Annotated in this window: 22 protein-coding genes and 1 pseudogene; 17 read left to right on the top strand and 6 right to left on the bottom strand. The window is 41.5% G+C overall.

Annotated elements, in window-relative coordinates:
* Positions 1-33: 33 nt before the first annotated feature.
* The 7 genes from AC5JMF_RS31075 to AC5JMF_RS31045 all read left to right on the top strand — a co-directional run bounded on the left by AC5JMF_RS31075 (position 34) and on the right by AC5JMF_RS31045 (position 8,673).
* Positions 34-666: a TIGR04282 family arsenosugar biosynthesis glycosyltransferase gene (locus AC5JMF_RS31075; RefSeq protein WP_495799555.1), complete on the top strand. Its 633-nt coding sequence runs from the start codon at positions 34-36 to the stop codon at positions 664-666.
* Positions 667-907: 241 nt separating this feature from the next.
* Positions 908-1,798: a hormogonium polysaccharide biosynthesis protein HpsJ gene (gene hpsJ-B / locus AC5JMF_RS31070; protein WP_495799554.1), complete on the top strand. Its 891-nt coding sequence runs from the start codon at positions 908-910 to the stop codon at positions 1,796-1,798.
* Between the two features lie 107 nt (positions 1,799-1,905).
* On the top strand, positions 1,906-2,781 hold the full coding sequence (locus AC5JMF_RS31065) for a glycosyltransferase family 2 protein (protein ID WP_495799553.1): 876 nt from the start codon (positions 1,906-1,908) through the stop codon (positions 2,779-2,781).
* Positions 2,782-3,347: 566 nt separating this feature from the next.
* Entirely contained in the window at positions 3,348-4,112 is a 765-nt protein-coding gene (locus AC5JMF_RS31060; protein WP_495799580.1) for a DUF502 domain-containing protein, read from the top strand.
* 122 nt (positions 4,113-4,234) lie between these two features.
* On the top strand, positions 4,235-4,876 hold the full coding sequence (gene nusB / locus AC5JMF_RS31055; protein ID WP_495799552.1) for a transcription antitermination factor NusB: 642 nt from the start codon (positions 4,235-4,237) through the stop codon (positions 4,874-4,876).
* Between the two features lie 43 nt (positions 4,877-4,919).
* Positions 4,920-6,575: a signal recognition particle-docking protein FtsY gene (ftsY, locus tag AC5JMF_RS31050; RefSeq protein WP_495799551.1), complete on the top strand. Its 1,656-nt coding sequence runs from the start codon at positions 4,920-4,922 to the stop codon at positions 6,573-6,575.
* 706 nt (positions 6,576-7,281) lie between these two features.
* Positions 7,282-8,673 carry a PP2C family protein-serine/threonine phosphatase gene (locus tag AC5JMF_RS31045; RefSeq protein ID WP_495799550.1) on the top strand — a complete coding sequence of 464 codons (1,392 nt, stop codon included), beginning with the start codon at positions 7,282-7,284 and terminating at the stop codon, positions 8,671-8,673.
* A gap of 59 nt (positions 8,674-8,732) precedes the next feature.
* Here the strand turns inward: AC5JMF_RS31045 and AC5JMF_RS31040 are convergent, their stop codons facing one another.
* The 3 genes from AC5JMF_RS31040 to AC5JMF_RS31030 all read right to left on the bottom strand — a co-directional run bounded on the left by AC5JMF_RS31040 (position 8,733) and on the right by AC5JMF_RS31030 (position 11,017).
* The gene (locus AC5JMF_RS31040; protein WP_495799579.1) at positions 8,733-9,797 is read right to left on the bottom strand and encodes a PDDEXK nuclease domain-containing protein; all 1,065 of its coding nucleotides are present in this window, start codon (positions 9,795-9,797) and stop codon (positions 8,733-8,735) included.
* Positions 9,798-9,889: 92 nt separating this feature from the next.
* Positions 9,890-10,153 carry a hypothetical protein gene (locus AC5JMF_RS31035; RefSeq protein WP_495799549.1) on the bottom strand — a complete coding sequence of 88 codons (264 nt, stop codon included), beginning with the start codon at positions 10,151-10,153 and terminating at the stop codon, positions 9,890-9,892.
* Positions 10,154-10,420: 267 nt separating this feature from the next.
* A complete protein-coding gene (locus tag AC5JMF_RS31030) occupies positions 10,421-11,017 on the bottom strand; it encodes a glyoxalase-like domain protein (protein ID WP_495799548.1) in 597 nt (198 codons plus the stop codon).
* A gap of 213 nt (positions 11,018-11,230) precedes the next feature.
* Between AC5JMF_RS31030 and AC5JMF_RS31025 the strand changes: the two genes are divergently transcribed.
* The 5 genes from AC5JMF_RS31025 to AC5JMF_RS31005 all read left to right on the top strand — a co-directional run bounded on the left by AC5JMF_RS31025 (position 11,231) and on the right by AC5JMF_RS31005 (position 16,616).
* Positions 11,231-11,857 carry an RNA polymerase sigma factor gene (locus AC5JMF_RS31025; protein ID WP_495799578.1) on the top strand — a complete coding sequence of 209 codons (627 nt, stop codon included), beginning with the start codon at positions 11,231-11,233 and terminating at the stop codon, positions 11,855-11,857.
* Positions 11,858-11,943: 86 nt separating this feature from the next.
* Positions 11,944-13,122: a tetratricopeptide repeat protein gene (locus tag AC5JMF_RS31020; RefSeq protein WP_495799547.1), complete on the top strand. Its 1,179-nt coding sequence runs from the start codon at positions 11,944-11,946 to the stop codon at positions 13,120-13,122.
* A gap of 302 nt (positions 13,123-13,424) precedes the next feature.
* Complete coding sequence (locus tag AC5JMF_RS31015; RefSeq protein WP_495799546.1) at positions 13,425-13,715, top strand: hypothetical protein; 291 nt, start codon at positions 13,425-13,427, stop codon at positions 13,713-13,715.
* 201 nt (positions 13,716-13,916) lie between these two features.
* Complete coding sequence (locus tag AC5JMF_RS31010) at positions 13,917-16,361, top strand: two-partner secretion domain-containing protein (RefSeq protein WP_495799545.1); 2,445 nt, start codon at positions 13,917-13,919, stop codon at positions 16,359-16,361.
* A 24-nt stretch (positions 16,362-16,385) separates the two neighbouring features.
* A complete protein-coding gene (locus AC5JMF_RS31005; protein WP_495799544.1) occupies positions 16,386-16,616 on the top strand; it encodes a hypothetical protein in 231 nt (76 codons plus the stop codon).
* Between the two features lie 9 nt (positions 16,617-16,625).
* Here the strand turns inward: AC5JMF_RS31005 and AC5JMF_RS31000 are convergent, their stop codons facing one another.
* Both AC5JMF_RS31000 and AC5JMF_RS30995 read right to left on the bottom strand, forming a co-directional pair.
* On the bottom strand, positions 16,626-17,657 hold the full coding sequence (locus AC5JMF_RS31000) for a hypothetical protein (protein WP_495799543.1): 1,032 nt from the start codon (positions 17,655-17,657) through the stop codon (positions 16,626-16,628).
* 137 nt (positions 17,658-17,794) lie between these two features.
* The gene (locus AC5JMF_RS30995) at positions 17,795-18,652 is read right to left on the bottom strand and encodes a PD-(D/E)XK nuclease family protein (protein WP_495799542.1); all 858 of its coding nucleotides are present in this window, start codon (positions 18,650-18,652) and stop codon (positions 17,795-17,797) included.
* 103 nt (positions 18,653-18,755) lie between these two features.
* Between AC5JMF_RS30995 and AC5JMF_RS30990 the strand changes: the two are divergent.
* The 4 genes and pseudogenes from AC5JMF_RS30990 to AC5JMF_RS30975 all read left to right on the top strand — a co-directional run.
* Positions 18,756-19,306 (top strand): annotated as a pseudogene (locus tag AC5JMF_RS30990) (phosphohexomutase domain-containing protein); the annotation flags it as partial.
* Between the two features lie 163 nt (positions 19,307-19,469).
* Positions 19,470-19,748, top strand: coding sequence for a LapA family protein (locus AC5JMF_RS30985; protein WP_495799541.1), 279 nt, complete (start codon positions 19,470-19,472; stop codon positions 19,746-19,748).
* 75 nt (positions 19,749-19,823) lie between these two features.
* Positions 19,824-20,267 (top strand): DUF29 domain-containing protein, encoded by a 444-nt coding sequence (locus tag AC5JMF_RS30980; protein ID WP_495799540.1) that lies wholly within the window; start codon positions 19,824-19,826, stop codon positions 20,265-20,267.
* 378 nt (positions 20,268-20,645) lie between these two features.
* Positions 20,646-21,275, top strand: a complete 630-nt coding sequence (locus AC5JMF_RS30975; RefSeq protein ID WP_495799539.1) for a hypothetical protein — start codon at positions 20,646-20,648, stop codon at positions 21,273-21,275.
* 139 nt (positions 21,276-21,414) lie between these two features.
* Here the strand turns inward: AC5JMF_RS30975 and ndhD1 are convergent, their stop codons facing one another.
* Positions 21,415-22,989 carry a photosynthetic/respiratory NAD(P)H-quinone oxidoreductase subunit D1 gene (gene ndhD1 / locus AC5JMF_RS30970; RefSeq protein ID WP_495799538.1) on the bottom strand — a complete coding sequence of 525 codons (1,575 nt, stop codon included), beginning with the start codon at positions 22,987-22,989 and terminating at the stop codon, positions 21,415-21,417.
* A gap of 380 nt (positions 22,990-23,369) precedes the next feature.
* On the opposite strand from ndhD1, the gene AC5JMF_RS30965 reads away from it, so the two are divergent.
* A complete protein-coding gene (locus AC5JMF_RS30965) occupies positions 23,370-24,446 on the top strand; it encodes a hypothetical protein (RefSeq protein WP_495799537.1) in 1,077 nt (358 codons plus the stop codon).

The raw sequence follows: 24,446 nt of genomic DNA, 5'->3' as shown, positions 1-24,446 counted from the left end.
TATATTTGTTAGTTTATTCAAGCAAGGTATTACGTGCTGAAATCACCAACAATTCAGAAACAGCACTTAATTATTTTTACTCGCTATCCAGAACCAGGGAAAACCAAAACTCGATTGATACCTGTTTTGGGTAATGTTGGCGCTGCTAATCTGCAACAGCAGATGACGGAACATACGGTACTTCAGGCTAGGGAATTGCAGAAGGAAACTGCCATATCCCCAGAAGTGCGGTTCGCTGGTGGGAATGTGCAGCTGATGCAAGACTGGTTGGGATTGGGTTTGGTTTACCAGCCTCAAAGTGGAGGTGATTTAGGCGATCGCATGATCAAATCCCTAGCCGATGCCTTAAAATCTGGTGCAGAATATGTAATTATCATTGGCACAGATTGCCCTGAGTTGAACGCTCAAATTCTCGCAACAGCCTTTGAACAACTGCATACTCATGATTTGATCCTTGGCCCTGCAATCGACGGTGGTTATTACTTAATTGGTTTGCGACAACCAATCGCAGAGTTATTCGCTAACATCGAGTGGGGAACCAATCAAGTATTCCAACAAACTATGGGCATTGCTGAGAAGCTTAATTTGTTACATTGGGAATTGCCTGTTTTGGCTGATGTTGATCGACCTGAAGATCTACCGATTTGGCAGCCTTTTGCAAAATAATTCATTCTTCTTCCCCTGTGTTCCAACCTAAGTACGTATCTTAAAATACAAAGTTTTTTCTGAGGACACCGTACATTATAGATGCTACTGTGGTGTAGTTTAAAACCAGAGTGTAGATAGTCTTAAGTAGTTTACAGTCTGCTTTGTGTTTCCACATAGATAACAGTTACGGTCATGGGAACAATATTCAAGTAACTTTAAATATGACAATCACTCTGATTCACAGCCAGATTGGAAAACTATGGTTAATCGTTTCACTTCTGTAAGCGCTGCCTTCACACTCAAGGTAGTTGGAATAATCTGCATTTTGTTGTTTTTTGCTGACTTTGTGGTTTTTCTGTTGGACTTCAGCCCCACCAATAAACAATCACAAATTGTTTTAGCAACAGCACTAGTTGATCGAGGAATAGTACCTTTAATCGGACTAGGATTGCTATTTGCTGCATATTGGATTGATAGTGCAGATGCAGTTAGCGATCGCCCACAAGGAGTAGATCTAAGATTTCCAGCTTTGATCCTATCAAGCGTTTTAGGGTTGATGTTCTTGCTGATATTTCCGTTGCACTTAAACAATGTGCGTCAATTTAGCACTCAAACAGTAACTCAAATTACTCAAAGAGCAGATTTGCAAGAAAATCAACTCAAAGCAGAACTAAACCAGGTGTTAACTCAATTGCAGACAACACTGAATACTGAACAAGGAAAAGCTCAGATAGAGCAGTTCCGAAACCAAGCCAGACCTCAGTTGAAAACCCAGATTAATGACCTGCTAAAAGATGAAAAGAAATATAAGCAAGCACTTGATAACCCTCAAGTTGCTCCTGAGTTGAAAGAACTACTCAAGAAAGTGAAAGCAGCTCCCCAGGAACTTGACAAAGAACTTGACAAATTAATCGCGCAGGTAACAGATCCTCAAGGACGTGCGACTCAAAAAGCAAATCAACAATTGAATCTAATTCGCACTCAAAAGGAAGCAGATGAAAAACAAGCTAAAGATGGTGCTTGGAAATCAGGACTGCGAATTGGTATTAGCAGTTTGCTATTGTCCATCGGTTACATCGTCATCGGTTGGATAGGATTGAGAGGTATGGGTGCTTTACAAAGTGGTACACGTAAAGCAACCGCACGTTAATGCAATATTAATCAGGCAGTAGGATGCATCTAACAATTGTTAACGGCTCATACTGCCACACTTTGTCATAGAAAGTGGGGAGTGGGGAGTAGGAAGTAGGAAGTAGAATGTTTTCAATTTATATACTGACATATAACGAAGAATTAGATATAGCTGCTTGTATTGAATCGGCGATGCTATCAGATGACATTATTGTTGTGGATTCATGTAGTAGCGATCGCACTATAGAAATCGCTAACCAATATCCCATCCGCGTTGTCCAACATGCTTTTGAGAGTCACGGACGCCAACGCACGTGGATGTTAGAATCTATCCCCCCAAAGCATGAATGGGTATATATTCTTGAAGCCGATGAGCGCATGACACCAGAACTATTTGCTGAATGTCAACAGGCGATGCAGAACTCAGACTACATCGGTTATTACGTCGCCGAACGCGTGATGTTCATGAATAGTTGGATTCGCTACAGCACTCAATATCCCCGTTATCAAATGCGGCTTTTTCGCCATGGTAAAGTATGGTTTACCGACTACGGGCATACTGAGCGAGAAGTTTGTAACGGTACAACCAGCTTTTTAACAGAAACTTATCCTCATTACACTTGCAGTAAAGGCTTGAGCCGCTGGATTGATAAGCATAACCGTTACTCTACAGATGAAGCGAAAGAAACATTATATCAGTTAGAGCAAGGAAAAGTTAATTGGCTAGATTTATTCTTTGGCAAGTCGGAAGTTGAAAAACGACGCGCTTTAAAAGATTTGTCTTTGCGCTTACCTGCTAGACCCTTTCTTCGCTTTTTATATATGTATTTTCTCTTGGGTGGCTGTTTGGACGGACGCGCCGGTTTCGCTTGGTGTACATTGCAGGCATTCTATGAGTATCTAATTTTGCTGAAAGTCTGGGAAATGCAGCATCTACCCAAACCTATACTCAAATGGGGAGTTGGGAGTGGCACTTCGACTTTGCTCAGTGATCGGGAGTAGGGGAAGAGGAATTTTTATGCTCTGGTTGTGGGTTTTGTTTATAGGGGTCTAGCTGAGAAAAATTTGGGCACTGCTAGGCGATCGCAAAATTAGCTGTTGTATGGAATTTAGGGGATGGGCATCTTGCCTATCCCTTCAATTTTTAATTTTTCTTCCCAATTCCCTATTCCCCCTTCCATAAATTAATATTTTTAACAGAGCTTTTTCATAAAAGTAGTTCTGCTGATATGTTAAGCCCTTCACCAAATAAAACAACTTCTCAGTTTGACTAGTCGTGCTTTCACAATTACGAGCAGCTGTTGATTGAGCGCGGTAGGATCAGTAATAACTAAGAGGCTTGCAACAATCATTTACAAGTCTTACAAAGAAAAGTAACGCCCTGGAAAACTAACCAGCTATTAGCTGGTCGTAACATGCGTATATGTACGTCTAAGGAAACATAGCTGGATTTCCAGTAAAAGCACATAATTTGGGTGGCAACAACCAGGTTGCTTACTTTATTGAAAAATGACTTACGGCATCTTCTACCTGAAGTAGTGTTTTCCCGATTTGATGGATTGGCTGGTATGAATACTGATAGTAAAAGTTCCTCTAGCTTAAAAAAGGAGAATCAGAGCTTGGTAATTGATCGCCTGAAACAGGACTTAAAAAATGACCTGATTGCTGGTTTGTTGGTAGTTATTCCCCTAGCAACTACCATCTGGCTGACGATTACCATTGCTAACTGGGTAATTAATTTTCTGACTCAAATTCCCAAACAACTGAATCCCTTTGATGGGATGCATCCCATTATAGTAAATATACTGAATTTATTAGTAGGACTAGCTGTACCACTACTAAGTATTCTGGTAATTGGCTTGATGGCTAGGAATATTGCTGGGCGGTGGTTACTAGATTTGGGTGAGCGGCTATTACAGGCGATTCCTCTGGCAGGACAAGTATATAAAACTCTCAAGCAGCTTTTAGAGACATTACTTAAAGACTCTAATGGTAGGTTTCGCCGTGTAGTTTTGGTAGAGTACCCCCGTAGAGGAATTTGGGCGATCGCTTTTGTGACTGGTGCAATTAGTACTGAGATTCAAGCCCAGATACCTCACGCGATGCTGAGTGTTTTTATTCCCACCACCCCAAACCCCGCTACTGGATGGTATGCGGTAGTTCCAGAGGATGAGGTAGTAAACCTCTCAATGTCGATTGAAGACGCTTTTAAAATCATCGTCTCTGGTGGCATTGTCGCCCCCAATACACCCCTGGTTTTTCCTAAAGAGTGCAACCTGGAAGTGAAACACGACCAGACAAGCCAGCATATCATCCCTGTTGAAGAAACTTAAAGCTAATGAGCAAAGTCAGCAGCAAGTAGATGATCTACTTGTTTGATTGTGTCAAAATTGATAAGCTTCTAAGTCCGCTGCTGTTAGTTAATCAGTTTTCTCTAAGTCACCCCCTCACTTTTATGCAACCCCGTAAACCCCAGCAAATTGCCCGCGAGTTGGCGCTTTTAAGCCTGAGCCAACTGCCAGTCAACCCCAAAAAATTAGACCAACTGCAAGATGATCAACTAGTATCCAAACTAGTACTAGGAGCAGTACGTACTCTGACCTCAGAAGTCCAAGACACCCTAGATAATGCCGCAGGTGAGCTGCAACGTAGTAACGATCGCCTCCTAAGTAGCCAAACTCGTGCTTCCGATATCAATAGTGCAAGAACAATGCTCAAAGAAGCGATCGAATGCACTCAAACAGCAATCAATAAGCTAGGTACAGCAATTGAGTTTCCAGAATTGATTCAGCTTGCTAATCAAGACAAGGGAGTTCGCAATTACGCCAAAGAGATTGTAATTACAGTTAATGAAAATCGTCATGTTATAGATGAACTGATTTCCACCGCCTTAGTCGATTGGCAAGTAACTCGTCTGGCCCAAATCGACCGGGATATCCTGCAAATCGCTGTAGCAGAAATGAAATTTTTAGGTGTTCCAGATAGCATCGCCATTAACGAAGCAGTGGAACTCGCCAAACGCTACAGTGGAGATGAAGGTCATCGATTTATTAATGGTGTTCTGCGTCGAGTTACAGAACAGAAAAAAACTGCATAGTGTTTTATTCTCATAATTTGCATAACAACTGAGTACTGCTGCAATGGTTTTTAATTGGTTCCGTCGTCAACATAACGATTCCTCTGATACCCCAGCCGATCAGAAACAGGAAGAAACTCCGGTACAAGAACCCCAACCAGAGCCAGTGCCAACGGCAGAAACAGCACCAGAAACAGGCGCAGATTTGTTGGCATTTGCTAAAGCTGCCTACAAAAATATTCAGCAAAAACAATCCCAAACAGTAGAAACTCCGCCTGATTCAGCAACTACACCAGAATTACAAACCGCTGAAGTAGAAATCATCCAAGAAGCACCAATAACTGAGATAGCACCCGAGGTAATTGAGGAAGTTGTTGCTACTTCAGAACCAGTGGAGTCGGAAGCGACAGTTCTTGAGAAAAGTACTGATGCAGATGAGGAAAATACACAAAATTCCGCAGTAACGGTAATTGCTGAGGAGTCAGATGTTTCTAGCTCAGAAATAACGGTAAGTGAACCAGAAACATCACAGACAACACAAGTAACTCCAGCAAGTTTATCTTTTCTAGAAAGAGCTAAAGCAGAACGGCAAGCAAAACAAGAACGATTGATAGCCAGTGCTGTTGAAGTCTCCGAACCAGAGGTAATGCAGCCAGTAGCGGCAACTACATCAACTACCACACAACAGACAACAGAGGAAATTCCCGGACTGGTATTTGATGAGGGGTTTGTATGGTCAGCAGAAGTTTTAGCTGCTCAAGGTAGGCGTGCCCAAGACGTTTCTATTGAAGAAATTACTTGGCTGAAAAAGCTGCGGCAAGGATTAGACAAAACTCGTCGTGGCATCCTCAACCAACTCAAATCAATTGTTGGGCAAGGGCCGCTTAATCAAGCAGCTGTAGCCGAAATTGAATCATTGCTTTTGCAAGCGGATGTGGGTGTAGAGGCAACAGACCATATCATCAATGCTTTACAGCAAAAATTACGGGAAGAAATTACCCCACCAGAACAGGCGATCGCTTACTTAAAACAAATCCTCCGCGATATGCTGGATACACCCAGCCAAACAACCTATAAAGCTAGTTTTGCCCCAGAAAAAGAAACCTTGAATATTTGGTTAATCACTGGAGTCAATGGTGCCGGTAAAACTACCACTATCGGCAAAATTTCTCACCTCGCACAAAAATCTGGGTATAAATGCTTGATTGGGGCAGCAGATACCTTCCGGGCTGCTGCTGTAGAACAGGTGAAAGTTTGGGGTACTCGCAGCGGTGTGGAAGTAATTGCCAATCCTGGAAAAAATACAGATCCCGCAGCAGTGGTGTTTGATGCGATCGCAGCTGCTCAAGCACGTGAAACAGAATTACTGCTGGTAGATACCGCTGGGCGATTACAAAACAAGAAAAATTTGATGGATGAACTCAGCAAAATCCGGCGAATTATCGATAAAAAAGCTCCAGACGCTAAAGTAGAATCACTGTTAGTACTAGATGCTACTTTAGGCCAAAATGGGTTGCGACAAGCTGAAGTCTTTTCCCAAGCTGCTCAACTCAGCGGCGTTGTATTGACCAAGTTAGATGGTACAGCTAAGGGAGGTGTTGCCCTTGCTGTTGTTCAGCAGTTAGGCTTACCCATTCGCTTTATTGGCGCAGGCGAGGGAATTGAAGACTTGCGCCCCTTTTCCAGTTATGAATTTGTTGAAGCGTTATTAAGTGGGTGAACTACTCCACTGTATAGACGGACGGAGCTTCCCAATTCAACAGGAATAGCCTCAAAGACTCCGTAGTACTAGAAAGTCTGACATTAGTTCGACGGGACACAAACCGACACCGCCGACTGGACTCACAATCCCCATTTTAGGAATACCTTGAAGATGGGGACTTCCGCGACACATTAAAAACTAAAAATATTCCCAAAATCATTCATAGCTCTAACTAAGCATATACTGAGTTTTATTGATCTAGCAAAACATTTGCTATCCAAGCGTGATATATTTTTATCTAATTAAAGTAATTTAATATTTTGTAGATATTATGAGCTAGCAACTACAGGGCTTTTTAAGTTGTTGAACCACACCGCTTCTCACCCCCTCCCGGAGCAGAAACCACTAGTTTTCCCCACGGACGAAGGGAGTGGTCTAAATGCTTGAGAACTGCTATAAGTTATGAAAAAATGAAACCTCTTCCACGGTGTTACGAAAACTACTGATTTGTAGAGGTTGGTTTCAAATAAAAATACATAGTCGGCAATTCCTAAATATTGAGCAAAAAATACAAGAAGTAAATACAATACTTATAAAATTTACATCTTACGTCTTTATACTCTTGCTAAAATGGCAAACCTTGTCTCAATATGGTTTAGCAATCGCAAAACCAATGGATTTACAAATAATCTAAAATCTGCTGATATCAAATGCAATAGTACCTGTGCCTGTGTCTCAACTGCCCTCTCAACCTACTGACAACAATAGCAGTGCCGCAACGGATGTTACACCCGTTGTAGCGCTGAAAGAACTCGTTGCACGGTTGCACCGGGAACAGAATAAAATCCAAGATTTGCTTAGTTCTTTGGGATTTGCTCTGAGAAGCTTCAACAACTTAAATCAGTTCTTAGAGTTAATTCCGTTAATGGCAACAAGAGTCACAGATGCAGATGGCAGTGCCCTCTTTCTCCATAAACCTAACGGTCAAATCAGGTTAGAGCAATTACACTGGCAAGATAGCCGTCAACGGAAAAATATTCGTAAAGCTTTAGAAACAGCTAGCAGTCAAATCTCGTTAGTACCCAATAGTGCGCCTGTAGTCACTGCTACAGGAATTTTGGACGATCAAATGCATCGTTATTTGGGGCCAGATGTACAAATATTTGGTACAGCAATTCTGGTGAAGCACACAGAACGGGGATGGCTCTATGTCTTGAGCCGCGATCCAGAATATAGTTGGACAGAAACTAGACAAAAATTAGTCAGGTTAGTGGCAGATCAAACAGCAGTAGCGATCGAAAACGATGAACTAGCTGTAGAACTGAGGAAAAAAGAACGCCTTGATCAAGAATTAGAAATTGGGGCAGAAATTCAACGGCGACTCTTGCCACGGCAATGTCCTAGTATTCCTGGCGCAATTCTGGCTGCACGCTGTAAACCTGCAAATCGCGTTGGCGGAGATTACTACGACTTTATTCCCACTAATCATAAACAATTCCAGTCAAGTATTAAAAGCGGTTTAGAAACTGGTCGTTGGGGTTTAGTAATTGGGGATGTGATGGGTAAGGGTGTCCCCGCAGGGCTGATTATGACGATGATGCGGGGAATGCTGAAAGGAGAAGTGCTACATGGTAATTCTCCGGCTGGAATTTTGCAAAACTTGAATCGAGTCATGTACGCAGATTTAGAAAATTCTCACCGCTTTGTCACGCTATTTTATTCAGAATATAATCCGAAAAACAGAGTTTTATCTTATAGTAATGCAGCGCATAATCCACCTTTATGGTGGCACGCAGCTACAAAAACTGTCTCTCGATTAGATACTTTAGGAATGCTAATTGGTTTGGATGCTAATAGCCAGTACGAGGATGCCCAAGCGCAATTAGAATCTGGAGATACAATTATTTATTATACAGATGGCTTGACTGATGCTGCTGCCGCAGGTGGCGATCGCTTCGACGAAGATAACTTTATCACTGCCTTCAATACGGCTTGCAAATATTGCAACGGGCCACAGGAAATTGTCGATTATTTATTCGACCAAGTTCAGCAGTTTATCGGCCCTGATAAGCAAAATACTGATGATATGACATTAGTTGTTTTGCAAATTCAATAAACTTCACAAAAATCCTGATACAAATACAGAAGGTGTAGAGACGCGCTTTTGAAGCGTCTTTACTCTAGTCTTCCCTGCTTCTGCTTTTCAAGTTCGGCAGCAGCCGTATCCAGTTCTATCTCCAGTTGTTCCACCGTAGGCAGGATGCTTTTAAGCTGTTCTGGAACGTCTTTTCCTATCTTGTGCGTGGAAACGCAGATAGGTTGTGTCATTCCTTGCAATGCAAGTTCGGCAACAGTCTTATTTTTAGATTTGCAAAGAATGATGCCGATAGTAGGCTGATCATCAGGATGCCGCAAAGTAGCATTTACTGCCGACACATAAAAGTTCATCTTTCCGGAAAATTCTGGCTGAAACTCCACCATTTTAAGGTCGATAATGACAAAGCAGCGCAGCTTGAGGTGATAAAACAGCAGATCAAGCCTGTATTCCTGTCCGCTGACCTCAAGAGGATACTGGCTTCCCACAAACGAGAACCCTGCCCCTAGTTCCAGAAGAAAGTCACGAATCCGTTCCACTAACGCCCGCTCTAAATCCCTTTCCTGCGCTTCTTTACCCAGAGTCAGGAAGTCAAAATTATACGGGTCTTTGAGTAGCTGCTGTGCCAGATCGGATTGTGGTTTAGGCAAGGTCTGGCTGAAATTGGTGACTGCAATGCCCTGGCGTTCATAAAGACGGCTCTCAATCTGTATCTCCAGGATGGCGCGGCTCCAACCGTTTTGGATGGTTTGCTGGATGTACCAAACTCGCTGCTCTGGCACTTTTACGCGATCCAGCAAAACGCAGTTATGCCGCCACGGAATTTGTCCACCAAGCTGCTGGACAAATTGCTCGTCAGGGTAAGCTTCCGCAAAAGCCCGCATATAGAGCAGGTTTGTGCGGGAAAAACCCTTTATATCCGGGAACTCCCGTTTTAAATCTTTGGCTATGCGCTCAATCACTTTAGTTCCCCAGCCTTCCTCCTGCTGGCGTTGTAAAATCTCCCTGCCAATCTGCCAGTAAAGCAGCACCAATTCATGGTTAACAGCCAGTGCCGCCCGCACCTGCGCGGTGCGAATGCGCTGTTTAAGGGTGCTTAGAAAAGCATCATAGTTGCTCAGTTCAGGAAAAAGGGAATCGGTCACGGTCAAAAGCGTATCGGGCGGTTATTGTATTGTACATTAGCGGTAATAATCGGCTATGTGTGAATAAGCAACCCTTTATACTCGTTCAACGCTTAAAACCTGAATTCAATTAAGGAATTCGTCTTACCTGTAGAATTTTGTCCAAAAAATAAACTTAAACCTGCTACGGTGCCACCAATTATCGCTGTATACCAACTCACTCGCGTGTCACGAGATTGACGCGCAAATTCTGCTCTTTGCTGCAATAATCCATACTCTGCTAGAAGTAATTGTATTTTCTGCTCATGTTGTTTGGCAGAAGTCTGACCAGGCTGTGGAATTGGCTGAGAAGGCTGAGGGTTTTGTTGTTGAGTCATTTGGAGATGGCATGAGTTGGAAGCGATTAAATTTTATCACCCTACATAAATTCCCCAAGCGATCGCTCAGGTAGTTGTATCTTTTAATATTCAATCCAATCAATTCTTACAAACGAATGAAACATCAAGCAAATCTAAAGCCCTTTGTTGCACCTTTGTCGGTTCACACCTGTGAAGGAGTAGGGAGTGGGGTAAGATACACAATAAAAAAATTATTGGGTTGAGTGATTGATCACCCAACCCAATATAGAATCTCTTCACTAATAACTAATTCGCTACTTCAGCCATTTCAATGACGCGCCCTTCATAGTCTTTAATTAAAAAGTTAAGGGGTTTTTGGCTGCGAATTTTGAACTTGAGACCACGCGTTTCCACTCGCATTAAAACTAATTCTAAGCAGTCGTGGTCAAAGCAAACGTGACGTTGCTGATTTTTGCTACCTAAACTAGCACCAGTAATCACGTGTAACTGAGTGTTCTTTTTCAATTGATACCAAAGTCCATCGTTGGCATTACTCATGGATTTGCCAGACAAACTGGGACTGGTAGACATATAAAGCGGATCAATCCCCGTTGTGCCTAGAGTTTGTTCGTAGTTGTAGTAATAGTGCAAGGGAACCTCGGCTGCTGGCAAATCTAGCAGACCTTCATATAATTGTCGAGCAACCTCCAAATCCGACACCATGACGGTGTGTACTTTGGGGGCACTGGTGAGGAACATCCACATAGCACCAGCATATGCTGCCAATAGCATCACCATGATGCCTTGGGTAGAGAATAAGCTATCCAAGGGCAAGGAAGGCACAAAGGAGCCTAAAGTAACAGGACTGAACAGGAAAGATATCACATTAACTGCTATAACCATGAACAAATTAAGGATTGTATATAGAGGCCGCTTTTATGATTGTTGATTTAAGACTAAAGATTAAGTCCTTATTCCTAGTTTATCAAGACCCAACTGGTACGGCGTAACATAAGCAAAAATACCAAAATTTTGAGCAGCTTAGTCTGATTCTGAGCTACAAACTGTGCAACACCGAGATATTATGCGATTAATCAAAAGACTGCAATGAAACTTGTGCAAATTCCTCATTTTCCTGAAGCTAATCACCCGTTAGTCAAGTCGCTGTTCCATCACAGTGATCATGAACTGCTGAATCTGTTTCAGCGCTACCCCGATGCTGGCAAGTACTTTACAGTAATTTTTTGCCGCTATAGTCCGATAGTGTACACTTTGATTCGACATTCGGCGCGATCGCCTGTGCAGGCAGATTATCTATTTGCTTTGACTTGGCGACATATCTACTACGAACTCGGCGGACTAGATTTGGCTAACACTCAATCAGTCCAGGAAAGTTTAACCTTACAAAATTGGTTGATTAATGTGACGGCTTTCTGTATCAACGAGATTGAACTCCCACCTACAGAAGCAATTCATTACTCTCTCCAAGCAACTTCACCACCGCTATGGTGTTATGTAGAACAGGCTTTAGACCAACTGCCTCCAGTTTTACGATTGATTGTGTTGATGGCTCAAACCTTCCATTGGAGCGAAACTAGAATTGCTGCTTATCTGCAAGCTGAAGGTGAAGCGATCGCTCCTACCGAAGTAGCTAATTTTCTCCAAGAAGGCTACCGAATGCTAGAGGATAAATTACCTGCCGACCTCTGCGCTATCTACTTGGGTGAAGATTTTAATCAGTAGTTATATTAGTAAAAACACGTATGTTGCTTGTCTTAAATTTAGAGACTAAACTTTTACTAAAACCCAATATTTCACGGGTAAGTTTTATGAAGCAACGAGATGTATTTTCACGAAAGTTGGGGAAAAAGGAAATTCTCTATCCTTTATCCCTAACCCTTTTCTCAAATTCTGTCAGCAGTTTTAGCTGGTGTCTCTCACAAAGAGGACACGGAGAAGGGGAGACGCGGCGACGCGGAGAGTTCCCGCGTTTTCTGCAAAAATTCCAGTTTTGCATTTTACTGTTTGCTTTTTTACTCACTCCGACAGCAGTAGGTGCGGTTGATATTACACAACAACTACACCGTCCTGTAAATAATTTGATTGATAAACAATCAAGAGATACAGCAGATAGCTTATTGCGTATCAGTGAACAACAATATGCTTCAGGGTATGCTGAGAAAACAATTGCTTTTTGCTTGCAGGCGCTGGAAATCTATCATGCAATTGGCGATCTGAAAGCACAAGGTTTAACTTATAATTTACTTGCTAAGTCTTATATTCAGCTAAACCGATTTAAAGAAGCTGATGACGCTTTACGCCGAGGGTTAGCGATCGCTCGTGATACTCAAGACTTTCAATCTCAAATTTTTGTATTGAATAATATCGGTACTTTTCTTCTCCAAAAAGATGAATCTGTTGCTGCTGGCAAGACTATCGAAGATGCCCTATCGATTGCCCGCAATGTCAAAAATATAGAAGGGGAAGGGCTATCTCTCAGCAACTTGGGGTTAGTAACTGCTAGATTAGGAAACTATAATAAGGCAATTAAGCTGTATGAAAATGCTTTGATTTTCCGCCGTCAAACTGGCGACACTATTGGTGAAGCAAATACTTTGAATAATTTGGGCGATGCTTACTTAGCAGCAGGAAATTATCAGGAGACAATTGGTACATACGGAGCTGCTTTAAGGATAGCTAAAACTAACCGCGATCGCACAAACCAATTACGCGCAATTGATGGTTTAGTCACAGCTCACAGTGCCGTCAAACGCTATGAACGTGCTTTTGATTTATTAGAACAACGCCTAGTAATAGCAAGCGAATTACGAAATATCCAAGAAGAGTTAAAATCTTTTGCATCTTATGCTCAACTGTATGAGCGACTGGGCAATTATGCAACTGCTCGCAATTTTTATGAAAGGGCTATCATACTGGCGCGAACTTTGGAAGACAGCAAGCAGGAGCTTGTGTTGATAGATAAGCTAACCAAAATTCGCCAGCGTTAAACGTGATGTAAGCAAGGTACCGTTACTGGATCATAGTCGAGCGATCGCCTCTTCTACCAAATCATGGTGTGGGCGATCGCTTTTGCGATCATCTTTAACTGAAAAATATGAAGTTTTGTTACAGATTGCGTAGTTCTGACAAACTTAGCTGTGTTAACTATGGGAGTTCACAAGAGCCATTGTTTCTGACTCTGAAAAACTCTGTATCTTCGATGTCTTTATAGGCACACTCTACTCTGAGAACACAAGTTAATTAGTAGAGCAGAAGATAAGTTCTGCTATTGGTAAGGACAGCAAAAATAATGGATTGTCAATCATCACAACAAGTAGTTTTTGATACTGAAACTTTAATTCAATTAGAGGATGAAATTAAGCAGGAACTGATTTGTATCTTAAATAACTCTAACTTGAGCAGAATTCTCGAAAGCTACGGTATATCAGAATCAGAAGTCATCAGAGTTAATTATGCGATCGACTTTGATAAACTCAAGCTTAGTGATGACACCAAAATTGTGCGATTCTTAGAAGGTGGAATAGGCTTGCTCAAGCCGTGTCCAGTACCTGGCTATCCTCAAGGTTGCTGGGCAGGCTAAACTGCCATCTAAATAATACTAGTAAAAGTTACGTTGAGCTATGTTTCGTAACTTTTACTTTTTTTCAGTAGAGGCACAACATTGTTGTGCCTTTATCATGAGAAGTTTGAAAATGAGAAAAACTATTAGTTCTTCATCGTTATTAAATACAGCTTGACATGCTAAGCATCTAATATATCTATTTGAAAAGGTGCAGCCGTTATGACTAATATTCGGGAACTAAGTCAAGGACTAGGAATTGTAATAATTCTTACAGTAGCTTTTTCTGTAAACTCGGCTATTGCCCAGGTTAGTCAAGATGAAACTTTACCTACTAATTCTAAAGTTTTAACACAAGGTAACATTACAACTATTGAAGATGGAACTCAATCTGGAGGCAATCTGTTCCACAGTTTTCAAGAGTTTTCGATACTGGAAGGAAGAACAGTTGAATTTAAAAATGCTGAAAATATTCAAAATATTATTAGTAGGGTAACAGGAAATTCAATTTCTCAGATTGATGGCGTTTTAAAAGCTCATGGCACAGCCAATTTATTTTTAATTAATCCTAACGGGATTATTTTTGGTTCTAAAGCTTCTTTAAACATCGGCGGTTCATTTTTAGCTAGTACAGCGAGTAGTTTAAACTTTGCCGATGGTAGTAAGTTTAGCTCTACAAATCTTAAAACGACAAATTTACTTAGCATCAGTATACCTATTGGCTTACAATTTGGCTCAAAGGTAGGTTCTATCCATAATCAATCTCAAGCAAGTCCAAATAATGCAACTAATTTCTACGAGCAACCCGTTGGTCTACAAGTACAACCTGGTAAAACTTTAGCACTAGTTGGCGGTGAGCTTGTGCTACAAGGTGGGAATTTAACAGCAAAAGGAGGACGAATTGAGCTAGGAAGTGTAGCAGAAAATAGCTTTGTTGGTCTGAATTCAACAAACCAAGGCTGGATTTTAAGTTACGCAAATGTTCAGAATTTTCTAAATATTCAAATAATACAACGAAACGAAATTCCGTCTTACGTGGATTTAAGTGACAAGGGTAGTGGTAGCATCCAAGTGCAAGGTAAGCGCATACTGCTAAGTGGTTCATCACAGATTTTGGCTAATACTTTGGGTTCTCAACAAGGAGGTAATTTAATTGTGACTGCCTCTGAGTTAGTAGAATTGATTGATCCTGGTGTGCCATTGACGACTGGGACTTTTGGTAGCGGAAACGCCGGAGACTTAACCATCACAACAAGTAAGTTAATTATCCGAGACGGCGCACAGGTTCGCAGTGAAGCACAAGTATCTTCCAATAGTTTTGGTTTAAGTTCGGCAGGAAAATTAACTGTAAATGCCTCAGATTCCGTGGAATTGCTTGGTGGCTTTCCTATAGGTAATAGATTGATACCTAGCGGATTATTTAGCGTAACTTCCAGTAATGGAAATGCTGGTGATATAACTATCAATACTAAGAGGTTATATATACAGGGTGGGGCAAGGGTATCAACAGACTCAGCAGGAACTTTCTTGCCACCAAACTTTAAACAATTTTTACCAGCTACAGGGCAAGGAGGGAATTTAACTGTAAACGCTTCTGAGTTTGTAGAAATCACAGGAACCTCAGTTAACGGTTTGCCCAGTGGCATGTTTACTTCAACTCAAGGCCCCGGAACTGCTGGAAATTTAAAACTAACTACAGGGCAATTGGTTGTACGTGACGGAGCGATAATAAGCGTGAGTAGTGGAGTTCCAGACCCAAAGCGATTTACCTACCTGGGAGATGCAAGTAAGTTAGGCTTAGCAGGCGAACTCAATATTACTGCTCGCTCAATACTTCTGGACAACAAAGGAAAACTTACATCTGAAACTGACTCAGGTAAAGGTGGCAATATTTCATTACAGGTGCAAGACTTATTACTAATGCGCCGCAACAGTCAAATATCCACCAATGCAGGTAAAACGGGAACTGGGGGGGATGGCGGTAACATCACCATCGATACACCTAATGGTTTTGTCGTTACTGCTCCCTTAGAAAATAACGATATTACTGCGAATGCCTTCTCTGGCAGTGGTGGTAAAATCACCGTCAACGCTAAAAATATATTTGGGTTTGTGCCTCGCACGCGAGCAGACTTAGTTAAATTGTTAAACACAGAAGACCCAAATCAACTTAACCCCATTAACCAACCAACCAGCGATATCACAGCGTTTTCTCAACAAAACCCTTCATTAAATGGCATAGTACAAATTAATACTCCCGATGTTGACCCCAGTAGAGGATTAGCACAGCTACCTGTAAATGTGGTTGAAACTGCTGGGCAAATTGTTTCTAACTGCAATCCCACAAGTAAAATCGCAAGGGGTTCATTCATAGTCAGTGGACGTGGAGGAATAGCACCCAATCCTACAGAACCATTAACGGGTGATGCAGTACTAGCAGATTGGATTACAGTTGAGCCAAAAGCCGAGAATCGTGTTGATGGTATCCAGAATCGCACAAAAGATCAACTACAAACAGTCAATTCTGTAAATCAACCTACGCAAATTGTCGAAGCCCAAGGTTGGATTATAGATGCTAATGGTAATGTAGTCCTGGTTGCTCAAGCGCCTACTGTTACACCCCACAACTCAGCACTCACATCATCTGTATCTTGTGCTGCTAATTAGTGTTGTATTTCATTTAAAGAGATTATGAACAATCAACAGGCTTTTAAGTCCACCAACAATACAGATGGTGACTTGCTCCCAGAGTATGAGTTTAACTATAGCAAGGCCAAGCCAAACCGTTTCGCCTCTCAAGAAAAAAAAGCTCCTGTAACAGTTACATTAGATTCTGATGTTGCTGAAGTCTTTCAAACATCAGAAGCTGTTAATAACGCTCTCCGTGCCTTACTCTCAGCAATTCCCAAACCTAAAAGATAAACTCATGCTCTAATTCGTCTCCTGAATTTGCAGACGGACGGTGTGTTCAGTTGCACCACTCAGTTGCAGTTCCATGACTTCACCACCCAAAGGTTCTAAGCAATTGAGAAGCGATCGCAAGTTAGGAGTACTCGCACCAGTATCAACATACAGCCGATCAGCTAAATTGCCAATGCGTTTCCAAGTCATATACAATTTGGCGATCGTTTGTTCGATTTGGGAGGCTTGATTGACCAAATCAGCGGCTATGTTTAAACAGCCAACTCTCTGAGCTTCTTCTAAAGCCGTTTCGATGTCTATATCATCCTGTGTTAGCGCTTGGACTTGCGCCGCAGATTTGAGATATTTGGCTAAATTCCGGGCTTCTGTAGTTACCTGCTTGAGAGTATCCACATCAGGATTGGCAGCTATTTCCCTTTGTAAGGACTTTTGATGTGATTCTGGCAGTTTTTCCATTTCTTTCACTAGCGGGGCGATGTAGCGTGGTGGCAGGGTATTATCTGCGGCTTTTAGCTTGACTGGTTCAGGTAGTAAATCTGAGGACATCGCTGTCCATTCATCAGTGAGTTGCCGAACTTCGCGCCTAGTAATGCGATCGCCTTTTTGCGCGGCTTCACTCACCATCTGTTGCACCTCTGGCGATGCTTTAGCAGTTTCTACAAATGCTCGTTTACTAAAGTTATTCACAGCTCCAGGGTCAAGTCTGCCCTCTTCTAAAAGCGTATCAGCACTGTTAGCCAGTTGAATCCAAGCATAAGCTTGACTTTTGCTGATTTCTCGCTCCTTCAACCATTTGAGAAACCCCGTACCTCGTCCATCGCCACCTTTTTTTTCTCTATCGCGTACCGCCCGTAAAATACGTCCCCGCCAAATTTCAGTTTGTAAATCGAAGCGATCGCATACTTGCCAGGCTATATCCAGTTGCTGCTGAAATTCTTGCTCTGGAATCCCCTCATCTTCCGGATCAGGTAATTCAAAAGTCAAGTCGGCTGGCTGTTGTAAGGCTTCAGCAAGATCATTGATATTGTCAGTCGATTGCACAGTGGTAGTGTATTAATGGCTGCAACCGCCATATTATTGCATAAGTTGTGGTGTGCGGGGAAATGGAGAATGATGTCATCTCTGTTTGCTTCCCCGCGTCACCCACATCCCCTGGTTGGTGAGCGCGAACCACACCCTCATCCCTCATTAGCCCTTGAAATCGGCAATGGATGCGATTGAGACGGTTTAAAATCGGTAAACTCGCAGATGGAGTTAAATGGGCAGAAACGGCAGTGGTATCCTGGATTTGGTGGGAAAATCTTGCTAAAACTATCAGATGCTTCTTGATATTTTTGCAAGTCATATTGATGCCTGTGAGCAATATTTGCTAACTCAAATTCTAAGGTTTTTAGTTCATTTTTATTAATACTAATTAAATCAGATTTTTTCGCTAACTCTAGATTGTAAAATGATGCAACTGCCTGCTGTCCTGGGTAAAGGTAACGAGCAGCTAACAAGTAAACTAATGCTTGTCGTCGATCAAAAGCCGATTTACCTGTTTTAAAATCTAAGATATGCAAAGTGCGATCAGAGTCTATAAAAACACAGTCCATTGCTGCATATAAACGAAAGCAATAATCCTCTTTTTCAATGACAATCGGTTTGGGAAAACCCTCATCACCCGGAGTTAATTGCACAATGCGTTTATTTAAAAGCAACGGAGCATCATGATATTTTTTCAAAATTTGCAGAACGCGCTGCTGGACTTGATTGCTAGAATTAGCGAGCTTCAAGATTTGTGCAACTTTTGCTACACCATCTGATTGGTTTAATAAATGCCTATGGTGATGAAACTCATAAACCCCTTTTTGCGCGAGTATGCCAATTCTTTGAGGTGCAGTAGCTGTTGTTAAAAGCGCTTTTACTTGTGGTTCATGTTGCCGCGCTTTAATAAACCCACGTCTCATTTGGCAATGCCAACGTTCTTGTCCTATAGCTGGGGCAACTAAAGACCAAAGATGATAACTGGCAAAAGGTCGATCAAGGGTTGACATTGCTAACAAACAGTGAGAGAAAATACGTTGGGTGCTTGTTGCTACAAACGCTGGCTAAGAACCTCTTGGCAGTAAAGATGATTCAGTGACAAAAATGGCGAAAATGAGCGCCAGTAGCAACTCCAGCAAAATAAAATTTGGTATCGATGGATGGCGGGGAATTATTGCCTATGACTTTACTTTCCCTAATGTATGAAAAGTAACAAAAGCGATCGCCAATTATTGAGAAACAGACTATAGCCAAACTAGACCGATACTTATTGCCTAAGATACTCGGTTTTTAACTGAACGGCTTGCTCATAACTCAGTCCTAGCCTTAAAAATTTGAGCTAAGACGTTGATGTCTACTGCTAGCTATAATCTGACACCCTACTGTGGGATTAAATATATCCCTGAATACGCTAGTCCTGCCACTCCAGAAATTACTGATACTATTGTGGCAAATATAAAAAGTACATCGGATGAGTTGACTAGCAACAGCCAATCAAAATTAATTTCCATTTTCGATCTAAAAGCAAGCTAGTTGCAATTTATCTACACCTTACTTGATGTAGAAATGCTCAAGAATCTTACTAAAAAGTAAAAGACGATGCTCTGTATTCTATCTGTGGCGGCTATTTAGATGAAGTTTTGCAACAAATTGGCTGTCAAGTTCTTCAGGAAATTCAAAATTTAATTGCTCTGCAATTGAATCTTTTGGTAAGAACCTAAAGAAGTTATAAGAATTATGGAGACTGTGATTGCTAAGCTAGAGCCAGTAGCAGTTTAAAAGAATTGACTCTCTTTGTAAACGCAAGGAGTGTTGCAGTTAATAATTATGAAGACTATTGCCAATCTGCTGATATCTGTAGTTTTAGCCATCTGGGTAGTAGCGATCGCTATTATCTCAGTTCAAAACGCCACACCAGTATCTTTAAAATTCTTAACATTTCAATCAGTCCAGATACCAGTGGGTTTAGTCTTAGCTTTTAGTGCTGGTGCAGGAGTAATTGGCATGGCACTACTGCAACCCCTCTGGAGTCTTGCAGGTTCTGGGCGAAATAATTCTCGCTTAGAAGACGACGCTGAATTTTTTGTTGATGACGAAGATTTATAAACAAATGATAAAAGGCGATCGCGTTATCTTCAAAATACTACTTAATCAAGCCCAACTAGAGTTAACAGTCAAAATATGAGTGCAACTCATACAGCAGATTTTAATTTATGGATTCAAAAAACAGCCCAATTATTGCGAGAACATCGCTGGCAAGAAATTGATTGGGAAAATCTTATTGAAGAGGTTGAAGGCTTGGGTAAAAGTGAAAGGCGAGCGATTGTTAGTCAATTAACTCGCCTGCTATTACATCTGCTCAAGTGGCAATACCAACCTCAACGTCGCTCAGATAGTTGGTTAGATTCTATCACTGACGCTCGCACTCAAATTGAGCTAGCAATTCAAGATAGTCCAAGTCTTAAGAGTTATCCAACAGAGCAAGTAAAAGAGAGTTATCAAAGGGCACGCCGTCAAGCAGCTAAGCAAACAGGAATACTAATTTCCGTGTTTCCAGAAGAGTGTCCATATTTGTTAGAGCTAGTTTTAAATGAAGATTGGCTACCGCAAGAAGGTGAGTGCTAAAAACTTTTAGGGAACAGAGAGCAGCGTGGTTTTGGGGTCTCCCCAAGTGGAGCGACTGCAAAGGAATAGGGTTGAAAGTTTTTTGTTATGTAACTTTGTTCTTAAAATCAATACCTCATTTACCTACAATCTGCTGTAAATATTCAGTGAAGCTGATTAATTTAATATTAAAGAATAAGTAAATAAAAACTCACTGTTCTACCTTTTGATAGAAGCAATAATCTGTTCTAGAGATAGAAGTCTGAGTGTGTTTAAAAAAGTTATTTTGAAATACATAGAAACCCAATTAGCAATAGCAAGGTGTTAGCAAGCTAACACACTCACAGATTTTGGAAAGATTAATTTAGCCACATCTTTTAGTGAACTTTATCAACATCTATGACTAACAGCAATCAAAACTATAACAAAGAAGTTCAACAGGGTTCTTACACTGATCCTAATGGGCATACTCACACCAATATCACCCAAACAGAAAAAACAATTAGCAATAATACAACTGTTCCTAACTCTGAATCATACCGGAATGGCTACGCCAGTGGTGTAGTTTCAGAACGTCGTTACCAGCAAGAGAATTTAGCAAAGCGTGAAGATAATTCTATAAGCGGCTTAATCATTGGCTTTTTGCTAGCGCTTGCAGCGGTTAGTGCTGGTGCTTTCTGGTATTTTGCAGGACGTCAAGAAACTGTACAAGATACTGCTACACCAGCACCAGTATTGACTCCTTCTCCTGAAGCCAAGCAAACACCACCCCAAAAGGAAATTACCATCATTGAAAAAACCAGGGATGTCCCAGTACCAGTTTTAGTTCCTCAACAACCAGCCCCAACACCAGCTGCAAAGCAAGACATTAACATTTCTGTTCCAAATCCTTTACCAAAGCAAACTGAGACTACTCCTAGTAAGGCTGATACCCAAAGCGATCGCACTACCCCCCCAGAATCGAGTCAAACACCTAATAGTACGTCAGATAGTACCAGTACTAATGGTACAGCTGATTCAAATCAGTAAAGACGAATTAATTTCTCTGATGGGAAAACTAGTAAATACAAAAGCCTGCTTTGGCAGGCTTTTTTAGATAAAATCACCAAAAAAAGCGGGCATAAAACCCGCTTTTAAAGCAATACAAACTTAAACTATCAATCGCTACCTAATTACCAATTGTCGGTGCAGTTAAAGAAACCGTTGGCGATTCTTTTTGTTGTACCAATGTTGGGACAGAATCACGCAACCTTGCCGTCAATTGTACAGTTGTTGAGTCGTAAATTTGAGTCAACAGTTTGGGGTAGAAACCAATACCAATAATTGGTATTAACAAACAAGCGATGATAAACACTTCACGAGGTTCAGCATCTATTAAAGCTTGATGAGAAACCAATTCCTCATTTTCTTGACCATAGAAAATTTCTCGCAACATCGACAGCAGATAAATCGGAGTTAAAATTACCCCCACTGCCATCAAAAAGACCACAATGACTTTAAAAGTAGAGCTATAAGCATCGCTAGTTGCAAAACCAACAAACACCATCAACTCTGCCACAAAACCGCTCATTCCTGGCAATGCTAAAGAAGCCATAGAACAGGCGGTGAACATAGCAAAAATCTTCTGCATCCTCTTGCCGACACCACCCATTTCATCCAACATGAGAGTGTGTGTTCGGTCATAAGTCGCACCGACAAGGAAGAATAAACTTGCCCCAATTAACCCGTGAGAAACCATTTGCAAGACTGCCCCGCTCAATCCCAAATCGGTGAAGGAGGCAATACCAATCGTCACAAAGCCCATGTGAGAAATTGAGGAGTAGGCAATTTTTCGCTTTAAGTTCCGCTGGGCAAAGGACGTTAGGGCAGCGTAGATGATGTTTACCACCCCCAAAATCACTAACACAGGCGCAAAATAGGCATGAGCATCGGGTAGCATTTGGGCATTCATGCGAATGAGAGCGTAACCGCCCATTTTCAGCAGAATACCTGCCAGTAACATGTGTACAGGGGCTGTAGCTTCACCGTGGGCATCTGGCAGCCAGGTGTGTAAGGGAATGATCGGCAACTTGACGGCGTAAGCGATCAAAAAGCCAGCATACAGTAAAAGTTGAAAATTGAGGGCATAGTCTTTGAGACCGAGCGATCGCATGTCAAAAGTCACGGTATCGCCATAGAAGGCCATTGTCAAAGCTCCCACCAAAATAAACAGCGAACCACCAGCAGTGTATAAAATAAACTTGGTCGCTGCGTATTGCCGCTTTTTGCCTCCCCAAATTGCTAGTAGCAGGTAAACCGGAATTAATTCCAATTCCCATACCAGGAAAAACAACAACATATCCTGGACGGCGAACACGGCAATTTGACCGCCATACATCGCCAAAAGCAAAAAGTAAAAGAGCCTGGGCTTGAGGGTTACAGGCCACGCCGCTAAGGTCGCCAAAGTGGTAATGAATCCGGTCAAAATAATTAGGGGCATTGACAAGCCATCTGCCCCTACTGACCACTTCAAATCCAATTGTGGTACCCAAGGATAACTTTCTACCAACTGCAAATCTGGATTGGAGAAATCGTACCCAGTGTAAAAAGCGTAAACAATCAGTGCAAAATCAATCAATCCCACAATCAAGGCATACCAGCGGACTGTTTTGCCGTCTTTATCTGGGATGAAGGGGGTTAGTAGTGACGCCGCTATTGGTAACAGAATAATCGTCGTCAGCCACGGAAAATTAGCTGTATTCATCGCAATTCGTCTGCAATCAAAATCATGTTTGGCAAAAAGTCACTAGTTATTAACTAACAGCTTTTTGGGGATTTGGTCTTCCTCGTTAGGTTGATTTAATTAACTTAACAATCCCCCATTGTTTCTCTTGAGAGTCTTTTTTTGACAGTTGGGGGTGCAAAATGTGGGTTAGGATACTCCACGTCAAGTCAAAAAGGAGCCGCTAGACTAGCATTATATCGATGCGATCGCTCACCAAGAACAAAGTTAATTTTGCTATGTTCGTCAATCCAAAACTAGCACTGGAGGAAGTTGAGTTTAATGAGAAGTGCGATTAGGTGGTTGCTGCACAACTAAAATATCTGTAGTATTTGGGTATATTTGTTTATGACACATACTGTATGAGTACTGAAAATCAAATACTTAAAACTCAGATAATCATTATTGTTATTGCATTAATCGGTGTAGTAGGTAATGCAGTGATTACCAACTGGTACAAATTCTTTCTCAAACCAATTTATCAAACACCAGTGTTGAATACCTTACTGACATCAACGTCGATTCCTGCATTTACGACAACAACAGCACTAAAACTGGGTACTTTTTTAGGATCAAAATTAACACAGCAACCAAGTATTTCACCAAGACCGAGTTCGCCCCTATCTTTATCAAAATCAAATCAAAGGTATCAAGTTAACGATATTACTTTTGATTTACAACGATGTCAAAGATCGGGTCAAACAATCAGATGCTACTTTTTAATCACCAACCAAGGAGCGGATTTGGATTTGGGTGTAGATTCGACATGGACAAATCGAACTAGGCTCATTGATTCTTCTGGTACGCCATATACTGCTACTAGGGCTGAACTGGGCGCTGTTAAAGGCAGTGACCGAATTTCAGATACCATTATTCGTGGTGGTCGATTGAAAATGATTATTGACTTTGCAGGTGTTCCAACTGAAGTTAACGAAGTAGACTTAACTGTAGCAGTTGGATGGGGCAGTACTTGGGAACTTGTCAAAATCCCTAATGTTGTCTTTTCCGACTTAACACAGCAACCAAGTATTTCACCAAGACCGAGTTCGTCTCCATCTTTATCAAATCAAAGGTATCAAGTTAACGATATTACTTTTGATTTACAACGATGTCAAAGATCGGGTCAAACAATCAGATGCTACTTTTTAATCACCAACCAAGGAGCGGATTTGGATTTGGGTGTAGATTCGACATGGACAAATCGAACTAGGCTCATTGATTCTTCTGGTACGCCATATACTGCTACTAGGGCTGAACTGGGCGCTGTTAAAGGCAGTGACCGAATTTCAGATACCATTATTCGTGGTGGTCGATTGAAAATGATTATTGACTTTGCAGGTGTTCCAACTGAAGTTAACGAAGTAGACTTAACTGTAGCAGTTGGATGGGGCAGTACTTGGGAACTTGTCAAAATCTCTAATGTTGTCTTTTCCAATTGA

The sequence above is a fragment of the Desmonostoc vinosum genome (assembly GCF_059505385.1).
Note: the sequence above shows the minus strand (reverse complement) of the source record. Positions and strands in the feature narration are given on the sequence as shown.